The 10885-nt window shown below is 71.3% G+C and carries 10 protein-coding genes; 8 read left to right on the plus strand and 2 right to left on the minus strand.

All coding sequences use genetic code 11. The features are described from left to right. Positions 1–1187: DUF927 domain-containing protein (locus AB0C99_RS38805; RefSeq protein ID WP_362485104.1), on the minus strand; the 1187-nt coding region annotated here is incomplete at its 3' end. A 275-nt stretch (positions 1188–1462) separates the two neighbouring features. Further along, positions 1463–1741, minus strand: a complete 279-nt coding sequence (locus AB0C99_RS38810; RefSeq protein WP_362485105.1) for a hypothetical protein — start codon at positions 1739–1741, stop codon at positions 1463–1465. 172 nt (positions 1742–1913) lie between these two features. On the opposite strand from AB0C99_RS38810, the gene AB0C99_RS38815 reads away from it, so the two are divergent. From AB0C99_RS38815 to AB0C99_RS38850, 8 genes are all read left to right on the plus strand, one after another. After that, positions 1914–3182, plus strand: coding sequence for a hypothetical protein (locus tag AB0C99_RS38815; protein WP_362485107.1), 1269 nt, complete (start codon positions 1914–1916; stop codon positions 3180–3182). Next, positions 3179–3346, plus strand: coding sequence for a hypothetical protein (locus AB0C99_RS38820; protein ID WP_362485109.1), 168 nt, complete (start codon positions 3179–3181; stop codon positions 3344–3346). The genes AB0C99_RS38815 and AB0C99_RS38820 overlap by 4 nt, the downstream gene beginning before the upstream one ends. Positions 3347–3550: 204 nt before the next feature. Then, positions 3551–5245, plus strand: coding sequence for a hypothetical protein (locus tag AB0C99_RS38825; RefSeq protein WP_362485111.1), 1695 nt, complete (start codon positions 3551–3553; stop codon positions 5243–5245). Positions 5246–5330: 85 nt separating this feature from the next. Further along, positions 5331–7511: a hypothetical protein gene (locus AB0C99_RS38830; protein ID WP_362485112.1), complete on the plus strand. Its 2181-nt coding sequence runs from the start codon at positions 5331–5333 to the stop codon at positions 7509–7511. Between the two features lie 1091 nt (positions 7512–8602). Further along, complete coding sequence (locus AB0C99_RS38835; RefSeq protein ID WP_362485114.1) at positions 8603–9439, plus strand: ParA family protein; 837 nt, start codon at positions 8603–8605, stop codon at positions 9437–9439. Continuing rightward, a complete protein-coding gene (locus AB0C99_RS38840; RefSeq protein ID WP_121833696.1) occupies positions 9439–9660 on the plus strand; it encodes a hypothetical protein in 222 nt (73 codons plus the stop codon). The genes AB0C99_RS38835 and AB0C99_RS38840 overlap by 1 nt, the downstream gene beginning before the upstream one ends. A gap of 84 nt (positions 9661–9744) precedes the next feature. After that, positions 9745–10116 carry a hypothetical protein gene (locus AB0C99_RS38845; RefSeq protein WP_362485116.1) on the plus strand — a complete coding sequence of 124 codons (372 nt, stop codon included), beginning with the start codon at positions 9745–9747 and terminating at the stop codon, positions 10114–10116. 95 nt (positions 10117–10211) lie between these two features. Further along, positions 10212–10610 carry a hypothetical protein gene (locus AB0C99_RS38850; protein WP_362485118.1) on the plus strand — a complete coding sequence of 133 codons (399 nt, stop codon included), beginning with the start codon at positions 10212–10214 and terminating at the stop codon, positions 10608–10610. Positions 10611–10885 lie beyond the last annotated feature (275 nt).

Below are 10885 nucleotides of genomic sequence, written 5' to 3' on the forward strand. Positions count from 1 at the left end.
CGCCGCCACTTGGCCAGGGACTCCGCCGAGTACACCCCGGCCCCGATCGCCCACTCGAACGGCCAGCCGGCGAAGTCCGCGGCCTGGCGCTTGAGCCACTGCGACAGGTGCTCAGCCTCCGCGCTGGGCTCCACGACCTGGCCGTCGGCGTTGACGAACACGTTCTGCCAGAACGGCCCGGTGACCTCGTACAGGCGGCTGGCCAGGTCCTCCGTCTGCCCAGGGCGCCGTAGCGGCCGGTTGGAGCTGGATCCCAGCAGGGAATGGAAGCGGCCGTTGCCCGGCATCACGGTGCCGTCCTTGCCGCCCGTGGTGCGGGTGGCGCCCGCGACCACGACGGACAGCAGCTGCTCCGCCGCCGCCAGGTTCAGGGCCAGGCTCGAGAACTCCTCACGGAAGATGGGCAGGAACCGGACCTCACGCAGGACCTGGGGCAGACCCTGCTTCGAGGTGTCCCAGCCCCGGAAGAGCTGCTGGACGTCGCCGCGGATCGAGCCGTACAGGCAGGCCTGGACAACCTGGGTGGTGGACTTGCCGCACTGGCCCTCGCCCACGAGGTTCAGGATGCAGGCGGGCAGGCCCAGGACTTCCAGGAGCGGCGCGGCGAACGCGGCGCCGAGCACGAGGGCGGTGGGCCCGTGGCCGTGGCCGAAGTAGCCGGCCATCGCCCAGAAGTCGCGGGCGGCGTCTTCCTCGCCGCAGGTGACCCGGTAGCCGATGTCCTGGGCGTTGGCCTCCGGCATCACCAGCGCCCCGTCAGCGGAGCGGGAGACGCGGGAGGGGACCTCGGGGGTATCGAGCGACTGCTTGCGGATCATCGTGGCGAACGCCTGCACGGCGTCACGGCCGGACGGCTTCTGCACACCGATCTTCCCTGCCCAGGTCCCGGTGTCCAGCTCGTCCTCGCTGACGATGCGGGGTCCCTCGATCGTGTCGATGAGGTAGCGGATGCCGTTGTGCTTGCCGTCCTCGGACCGGGCCGTGACCAGGCCGACGACCTTCGGCACGAAGCCGATCACGTGCGGCTGGCCGCCCCGGGCGGGGCTGTGCATGATCGCGCGGTCGATGGGGTTGTAGTACCACCCGGCGCGCATCCCGGCGATCGGCTCAAGTACGCCGAACGTGGTTGATGGAGGCTGCTGTGGTGTGGCGTCACCCTCGTCTGCGGGGGTGGGACGCTTCTGCATGTATGGGGCCTTCCTGACAATGCAGTAGCCCGCTGCTGTGGTGGTGGGGGAGAAATCTCCCCTACACTCGACAGCGAGCTATCGACTCAGGCGAGGCCCTTCGGGATAGGTGCTGGAACACCAATGACCCCGTGGGGTCCTCGCCATTTCTGGGATCAAGTAGCGGTGAGCCTACGCCCTGTACCGGACAGCTCCGCCGCGGGTTTTCCTTCGCAGGTGGACAACCCCTTGACCGGCTTCGATTCCTAGGTGGTCAAGGGGGTCTGAGCCTTCGATCACCCGGCCCCCTTCCGGCTCGCCTGGCGCTTGGGCCGGACCTCGATCCCGGCCTCTTGCAACCAGCCGTAGAACACCCCAGGGCTGACCTGCGCCAGGTCCTGGGTCCGCCGGCGGGGGGAGCCGACTCGCACGGCGTTGACGGCCGCGGCCCCGAGGGGCTTGAGCAGCTCGTCGGCCTGCCTTAGCAGCTCAGCGCGGCGCCTTCCCAAGTCGGCCACTTCCCGGAGGGCGGCAGCCTGCTGTTCTTCTCGCAGCACGCGGTCGTCGTTGGTCACAAGGAGAGCCTATCCCATAAAGAACGGTCCGTGCAGTGCTTGCACGGACCGTTCAACTCGTGTCACAGTAGTCCTGCCCCCGGAAACGAGGGCGGCCCCGGCAGGGTGCTGGACACACCTGTCGCCGAGGCCTGAGACCACCCACCTACGTACATAGGAGGGCGATCCTGTGATGGATCGTATCGGTCGCCGTACGGCGACGAAGCGCCTGGTCCCGGTCACGATGCACGGGAAGACGCACCACATCTCCGAGGACGTTCCCGCGCCGGCCGCGCCGCGCATCCCGATCGACTGGGAGCAGCGGGCCCTGGCCGCCGCCCTGGCCGTGACCGGCGCGCTGACGCTGGCCTCGATCGTGTGGTCCACGGTGAGCATCGGGAACCTGCTGCACGGCGGGGTCGGCTACGCCGCCGCGGCCGTGTTCGACGCCTCGTGGGTCGTGGTGCTACTGATGGAGTACCTGGGCCGCTACGACAAGCAGCGCCGCAAGCGGGCCCGCGTGCTGGGGTGGCTGCTGCTGGTCTTCACGATGGGCGCCATCGCCGGTGACGGCATCGCCCAGGACGACATCGGCCTCGCGATCTGCGGCGCGGCCGTCTCCCTGGTGGCCAAGCTGCTGTGGCTGGGCGTCCTCGGGTACGTCCACCGTGACCTGTCCCCGCACGCCGCCGGGTGGGTCGCGGCGGAGCAGGACGCCGCCGCCGCCGAGCTGGCCATCGCCGGAGTCGACCGCCGCGTCGCCCGCTCCCGGGCCAACGCCGCAGCGCATCGCCTGGCCATTGAGCACCTGTACGGCCCCGGCGCCACCCACGAGGTGACCCGCGCCAGCCGCGCCCAGGACGTCATCGACGTCGAGCCCGAGCCGGACGCAGAGGAACTGCGCCGGGCGGTCGCCGACCAGCTCCGGGCCCGCGAGATCGCCTCCGCCCAGGGCTACGGCCCCGCCTGGCACGCCGCCTCCGCCGAGGCCGACGCCTCGATGCAGGCCGCGATGGACGCGGGCTTCCCGTCCCGCCAGGTCCTGGAGCAGGTGGAGTCCTACCGGCCTTCCGGCATCCGTCGGAACGTTCCGGAAGCTCCGGAAGTCCCGGTATCCGCGCAGCTCAGGACGCCGGAACACGTTCCGGTCTTCCGGAGCGCGACCCCGGAGCGTCCGGAGCAGGACGACGCGGAGGCGGAGGACGGCTACCCGGAGCCGGAGCCCGGCGAGCGGGTGCCGGAGCAGCGTCCGCCGTCGAACCTGCGGGTCGGAGTGCACGCCCTGTACGCGATGGGCATCACGGACGTGGACGACATCGCCCAGCGCCTGGCGGGCGTACTCGGGGAGAGGCCGAACATGGCCAGCGTGGACCGGTACGTTCGCGAGGCGAAGAAGGCCGCGGCGACCTCGAAGGGGCCGGCCGTGCCGCGCGACGGGGACGGGACGGGGTTCTACCGGTGAGCGAGTACGACGAGGGGCGGACCACGGTCGTGGTCCTGGACCCCAACACCGCGCCGGAGAACAGCCCGCTGCGGCGCGCTCTGGAGAACTACCGGGGCCAGGTCGTCACGGTGTGGCCCGAACCGGCCGCATCCCGCCCGGTGTCGGCGCCTGCAAGCCGCTGATCTGCAATTCCGGGGCGGGTGTCCGCTCCGGCCCCTACCCTCGCCACATCCACCCCACCAATGACCGGTCCCGGCGGGACTACCCCCCGCCGGGACCACCCCCACTGAATCCCTGTCAGGCAATCAGGAGGTGCGTACAGCATGACGACTCCAGAAGCCCAGGCACAAACCCCCGCCGCGCCAAGCGAGTCCGGAATCGCTCCGATGACACAGCACGGCCCGGACGCTACGGCCACCGCCCCTACGCCGACCGCTCCCGAGTCGGCCCCGGCCGCGGAGGAGGTCAGCACGCCGGGCGGTCTGCCGGTCATCCCGGCGGTGACCGTGGGCACCACGGGCACGATCGCCACCGTCTCCGCCACGGGCCTGGCCGCCGGGGGAGGAGCCGCCCTGCTGCTGGCCGGAGCGCTCGCCCTGGTGCCCGCCGTGGTCGCGGTGGCCCGGGCCCCGCGCCTGGCGGGCGGTCGGGCCGGGACGCCCCGTCGGGCAGGCGGCGTTCCCACCCAGCGCCCGGGTGCCCGCCCGGCGCCCGCGTCCGCGCTGCGCTCCGCCGGTGCCGGCCTCCGGCGCTCCGGCTCCGGCGGTCGGTCCGGCTCCGGCTCGGGGGCGGCTTCCCCGCGCGCTGGCCGCTCCGGGGCTGGCCTCGGGGCACGTGCCGCCCAGCACGCCGCTGCGGTGCGCCAGGCACGCCGTCAGAGCGCCGCTCAGACCGCCCACGTCGGGCGGACCGCAGCGGGTGCCCAGAAGACCGCCGCACGCCGCCAGTTGGCCGACGGGCGCCGCGACGCCCGCCAGCAGCGCCGCGCCCAGCAGCAGAACTCCGGGGCGGGCACCGGGCGGAGCCGCCTGTCCCTCTCCAAGGGCACAGCAGCAGGCGGTAGGCACCGCGCGCCCAACTCCGGCCGCCAGGGCGCCCAGAGCGCATCTGGCGGGCGCGGCGGGGCCGTTGGGCGCATGTGGAGGGCCGGGCGCGGCGCTGCGGCCCAGACCCTGGCCCGCGCCCGCCGCCGGAACACCACCGCGCCCGCCACCACCGCGCCGAAGGTCGGCGGGAGCAGCACGCCCAGGAGCACGAGCACCCCGGGGCGCGAACCGCGCGGGTTCCTCGCCCGCCGCCGCGCCGCCTACCGGCAGGCCCGGGACCAGATCCGCGACCGCTGGCGCGCCCAGGCCCAGCGACGTCTCGAAGAGCGCGCCCGCACCCGGGCACGGCGCAACGCCCTGCGGCGCAGCGCGGCCCGGTTCCAGGCCCGGCGCGCGCTCGCCGCGCTGGCCGCTACCCCGCTCGGGGTGCTGGCCATGGCCCTGTGGCCGCTGGCCAAGCTGCTCCGGTTCCAGCCGCCGCGCTGGGGCCGGGCGGTGTGGCGCGGGCTCACCCGGGCGGCCACCCAGGCCCGGGTGGAGCGGGACATCGCCGCGTACCAGGACCACGAGCAGGCCGAGGCCGACCGGGCGGAGATGGAGCGCCCCCGGCCCGGAGACGTTGACCGACCCCGCCGCGCCGGCGCGGTCGAACCCACCACCAGCACGACGGAGGCAGACATGACTCAGGGATTCGACTTCCGCGACGCCGCGGCCGACATGCTCACCCAGGCCCAGAGCGCCGAGCCCGGCGGGATGATGCAGGTCCTGGCCCAGATCGAGACCCTTCCCGAGGCCATGGCCGCCATCGCGGAGACGTTCGCGACCGTGGCCGCCCAGTGCTCGCCCGACAACATGCCGCTGCACCCGGCCGTCAACGACGCGCTCAGCGACCTCCACAAGCAGCTCGTCTCCTGCGTGGACGCGGCCGAGGCCGTGGGCGAGCTGTTCCACACCCACCACGAGGCGGACATCGCCCGCCACACCGACGGGCGTACGGCCGAGGAGCTGTGGGACGTCAGCCGCAACGAGGAGTGAGACCTCCTCTCGCACCACCCGGCGGGCGCGCCCCCGCGCGCCCGCCCGTCCCGCACCACCCCAACCACCGATCGAGGGAGTCCTCATGGCCCGGAAGACCGCCGCTGACCACCGCGCCCACCTGGCTCTGGACTGGGCTGCCCGCCACGGGCCCGTCTCCGGACCGCTCGCGATGGCGACCACGTCCATGGCGGTGGCCAGCACCGGAGCGCTCACCCACATGCCGTCCGGCTGGCCGCTCGCGGTCGGCGTGGTCGGAGCCGCCGCGCACGGCATCGGCGCCGGCCTCCGTAAGCGCCTGGGCCGCTTCAGCCTCGCCACCCGCGCCGCCGGGTGGCTGCTGTCCTCCGGCTGGACCTCCGTCGTCATCGCCTCCGACCCCGCCGAGTGGACCGGGCAGCAGGCATGGACCGCGCTGGCCGCCCTGGCCGCCATCACGGTGGGCATCGGCGGAGCCGCGTACGCCGCCGAGGTCCGCGAGGAAGCCGCCGACGACGCCGCCCGCGCCTTGCAGGCCGCCATGGCCGAGGCCGAGATCGCACGCGCCGACTGGAAGACCATCGACGCCTGGATGGCGCTCATCCAGCAGGTCACCCGCGTGCCCGTCGAGTTCGGAGGCGGGTTCACCCGGCGCCCCAACGGCTCGGGGTTCGCCATGGAGATCAGCCTGCCCATCGGCATCACCTCCGACCGCATCGCCGGATACGCCCAGGCCCTGGCCGAAGCCGCGCGCCTGCCTACCGGCTGCCTCGTCCGGATCGAGCGCGCCGGGAAGCAGGGCCACATGATCCTGGACATCGACACCCACGACATGTCCGCCCTCACCACGCGCTACCCGATCGAGGAAGCCGGGACGCCGCTCAGCGTCAACGGCCCCGTGCCGTGGGCCGTCGACCGCTCCGGCCACCCCGTCGAACTGCACCTGCGCGAGGCCTGCGCGCTCATCATCGGCCCGCCCGGCAGCGCCAAGACCACGCTCCTGGACGGCATCGTCGCCTCGTTCGCGCGCTGCACCGACGTGATCGTGATGGCCATGGACGTGGGCAAGCGGTGCGCCGACTTCAAGCACTGGAACCGCCCCTGGCTTGAGGCCGCCGGCCACATCGACCCGCCCGCGGGCACCCCGCGCCCGCCCAAGGACACCCGGCCCGTCATCGACTGGATGGCCACCACCCTGGCCGAGGCCGAGACCATGCTGGACGCCCTGCTGGCGATCGGCGAGCGGCGCCTGGCCGACGCGGCCAACACCAAGCTGCTGCACGTCACCGCACAGCAGCCGATGATCTTCTGCATCATCGATGAGGGCGCCGAGATGCTCGCCTACGAGGGCCGCGACCCCGTACGCAACCGCGTGCGCACGAAGATCGTGGCGGTCATCCGCACCCTGCGCGCCATGGGCATCCGGCTCATCCTCACGGCGACGGACGGCAACGTCTCCAGCCTCGGAGACAGCGCCATCCGCAAGTACTCGCCCGTTCGCGTCGCTCTCACGGCTACCGACTCCGAGGGTGCCTCCGTGGCAAAACTGTTCGGGAGCGTAAAGGGAATCGACGCCCGACAGCTCCGCTCGAAGGGTTCCGGAGTTATCGGCGCGGTTACCGGCGACCCGGACACCGAGATTTACCCGACCGCGATGCGGACGTTTCTCACTGATTCGAGCCTGCACCGCGAGATTGCTATCCGCACGAGCCAATTCCGTTCCCAGCTCGAAAAGTCTGCGGCGGATGCGGCCGGAGACGCCTATATCGAAAGGTGGTCCCCTGAGAACATCACCCGGCTTATCAGCTCCATCGGGGCGACGGAAACCGAGAGTTCCCCGGCGGGCACCAGCACGCGCGGGAAGATCGAGTACCGGCGCACGCTCAACCTGCCCTCGCGGCCGGTGGACGGCAGCGAGGCCGCACAGGCCCCGAAGCAGGAGCAGCAGCCGCAGCCCCAGGACGAGCGCCCGCTGACGGACGCGGACCTGTCCAACCTCCTGGCCGCCCTCGACAAGATCCCCGAGGCGACCGAGGCGGACCGCCCGGCGCCCCGCCAGGAGCAGCCCGAGCCGACCGAGGAGCAGAAGCCGGCCGGACCGGCCTGGCTCCCCCAGGCCATCGACGCGATCCGCGCGAGCGGCGCCGACGGCATGAAGGTGGGCGCCATCGCCGAGGCCATCGGCCTCGACCGCAAGACCGTCCGGACCGCGCTGCGCGCGTGCGACGAACTGGTCTACCGGGACAACGGCCCCCACTCCTGCTACGTCCACCGCGACTACGCCTGACCACGCACAGCTACCGGGTAGTGGGTAGTGGGGCTCTCCCCACTACCCAGCAGGACGGGCCCGGGTGATCGCGGGGGACGGAAACCCGCTCTACAGCGGGCCCCCAGTACCCACTACCCAGTACCCACTACCCAGTAGGCGACCACACTCCGTAACAACCAAGAGCGGGCCTCGTCCGGGATCGGGCGGGGCCCGCGGCACGTCCGGCGCCCGCCGCCCGGCCCTCGCAGACACCCACCTCTTTGTCCGGCTGACGCGTACAAAGAGGTGTCGTCGCGCGGAAGGGGCTTGCCCAGGCGGGGTGATCTGCGGGAACGGACCGACCGCCGAAACCGGGGGTCCCACTCACGGTCCAACCCCCGGTCCCCCGCCTAGAGCACCTGTGCACGCACCCGTGCAGCCCCCCTCCGGTGCAACCCTCGCGCCCGCCCGCCGGCCTTCCCCCGGGGCCTGGGCAAGCCTGGGCTTGCCCACGGCAGGGGGAGGCTTGCCCAGCCTCTCGGGAGGCTTGCCCACCACCCTGGGCAAGTCCTCTCCGGGGGCCGCTGCGGACGTCGGCACGGGTCCGGCTTCGCTCAGACCCCTCTGTAGAGAAGTTGTCGGCGCCCCGGCCCACCGCCCGGAGACCCCTTGTCTCCCAGGTCAGACCCCTTGTCCGCGCCGAGCCTGCCGACAGGTCTGGGGAACCCCAAACGGCACCCGAAACGGGACCCGAAAGGGGACCCCAAACGGGACTCCAAAGAGGACCCGGAACGGAACCTCTCCTCATCCCAAGGCCGACGGATCCCTTTCACAGGTCGGACTTCTCCAGCTCCAGGGGGTGTCGTAGAGAAGTAGTCGGCGCCCGGCGCGGCCCGCCCAGACCCCTTGACATGCAGGTCAGACCCCTTGACCACGACTCACCGCGCCCGACCTGGGGGCAACTTGTAGGGCAACCTGTAGAGCAACTTGTAGGGCAACTTGAAAAGCAACTTGTAGGGCAAGTTGTGGGGCAACCTCGCCCAGGAACCTTGGGAACTTGAACCCTTGGATGCTTGCTGCCACTGTCTGGCCTGACGAACCCCCACTTCCACCCCCGGAAGCAGGCCCGCATGACAGCCCTCCCACCCCACGTCGCCATCGCCAATCACAAGGGCGGCGTCGGCAAGACCGCCCTCTCTCACGGCCTGGCCGTTGCCGCGGCCGAGGCCGGCCAGCGCGTCCTCGCCATCGACATGGACCCCCAGGCCAGCCTCACCCGGCGCCTGCGCGCCCAGATCAGCCCCGACCCCGACGAGCACTTGCGTGCCAGCCTCGCCCACGTCCTGGAGCGCCCCGCCGTCGGCGAGATCCAACGGATCCTCGTCCCCTGCGGGTACGGCGGCATCTACGGCGAGCGCATCCGCATCGCGCCGTCCCACCTCGACCTGGAGCTGGTCGTCCGCAGCGCCGCCCAGGCCGCGAGCGAGCGCCGGCTGCTGCGCGCGCTCGCGGGTGTGGCCGAGGACTTCGACCTGGTCCTCATCGACTGCCCGCCCCGGCTGCTGTGCCACCTCACGGACCTCGCGTGGACCGCGAGCGATGTTCTTCTCATCCCATGTGAGGGCGAATACGAGGCCGTACAGGCCGCGCGCCGGGTAAAGGAAAGGGTGATCGCGGACCGTGACACTCTCAATCCGAAACTCGAAATCGCGGGAATGGTCGTCAGCCGGTACCGCTCGAACCTCACTCTCCACCGCCAGCGCGCCGAAGAGATGGAAAAGATCGTGGGCAAGGAAGGAATGTGCCCGACTCGTCTTCCCGAGTTGGTCTCATTCAAAAAGGCCACCGAGAACGCGCGCCCGCTCGCAGAACTCGGATCCGAGGAACGTCAAATGGCAACGCTGTTCCGAGACGTTTACAAATGGAGCCGCGACCGCATCCAGACCGTAATGAAGGAACCCGCCTGATGCCCGCCTATGAAGAAGTCTCCGAAGAACGTCAGCTTCCCACCCGTCCGCCGAAAGCCCCGGTGAACAACAAGACGGATGAAGTTGCCATCACCACCACCATTCCGACGCCCCTGCGCCGGAAACTCACGCTGGCTCTGGCGGTGCATGAGGTGAAGCTCAAGGATGCCGTTGCCCAGGCCATTGAAGCCTGGGTGGAGAAGCACCCGCCCCGACTCTGACGGCCCCCTTGCGCGTTGCGCACACCCCGTGCGACAGTCTTCCTGTGCGCAACGCGCACACCGCCTACAGGGGAGGAACCCGTCATGTCCGTGACCGTGACCAAGACCGCCGGGAACCGGGCCGAGATCACCTGGGAGCCCCGCGAGGACGACCCCCGGGGCTTCCTGGCGCGCGCGGTGGAGGGCGACCAGCTCGCCTACGCACTCGAAGCCCTCGGCCAGGACGAGGGCCCCCAGAACCCCGCCACGGAGGCTGACGCGGCCCTCCAGGCCGCCATGCACACCACCGCCCTGGCCCGGCTCCTGGAGCGCCGCGCGGCCGTCCAGGTCGTCCACCTCCGCGACGTCCACGGCCTGTCCTGGCGCCGCATCGCCACCGCGCTCCACGACGACCCCGAGCGACAGAGCACCGTCCGCCGGCAGTACGAGGCCGGACGCCGCCACCTCGGCACCTGACCCACAGCGCCTCTCGCAGAAGGTTTCCAAGGATCCAAGGACCCTTGGAAACCTGCACCCCAGGAAACAAGCAAGCTGACCCGGAAGGAACCCGGATGATCCGCGACGCCATCACCTGCGACCGCACCGACTGCCTGGCCATCTACCTCGAACCCGTGGCTGACCCCACCGCCGCACCCGGCCTCGACCACCGGCCGACCCTCGCCCAGGACGTGCTCGACTTCGAGCAGCTCGTGGACGTCGCGGGCTGGGTCCGCGACGACAAGGCCGGCCACTCCTGCCCGGCCTGCGCCGCGGGGCGCGGCCCGGTCCTCGAACGCGGGGAGTGCCCGACCTGCACCGGCCGCACCGTCGACCTGGCCGACGGCGAGACCTGCCACTACTGCCGCACGGTCGTCCCCCACCGGGACGACCTGGACGACGCCCTGTGGGACGGCCGGGGCATCGTCATCACCGAGGACGGCGCCAAGCCCGGGGGCGACGACTGGAACTGACTCCGGCTCACCAATTCGCCTACCCAACCCATTTTGAAAGGGAATCGGGTAGGCGAATTGGTCGCCCTTCAACCTGCATTCCCCGGCGCTCATTTCACGAGGTCAGAGCCGCTGAATCTCCGTCAGCCATCTTGCTTTGTCTGCCCCTATCAAGCCGTTTTTCCTTTCTGTAATTCGCCGCGTGGTGTAGACCACTTGCCCGGACCGGGTCGGATCACGTACCGTGACAATCACCGGCCCCCGCACCCCTCTTGACGCCCGTTCACCGCGCCTAC

This window comes from Streptomyces sp. NPDC048659, from assembly GCF_040650575.1.
GTDB lineage: Bacteria > Actinomycetota > Actinomycetes > Streptomycetales > Streptomycetaceae > Streptomyces.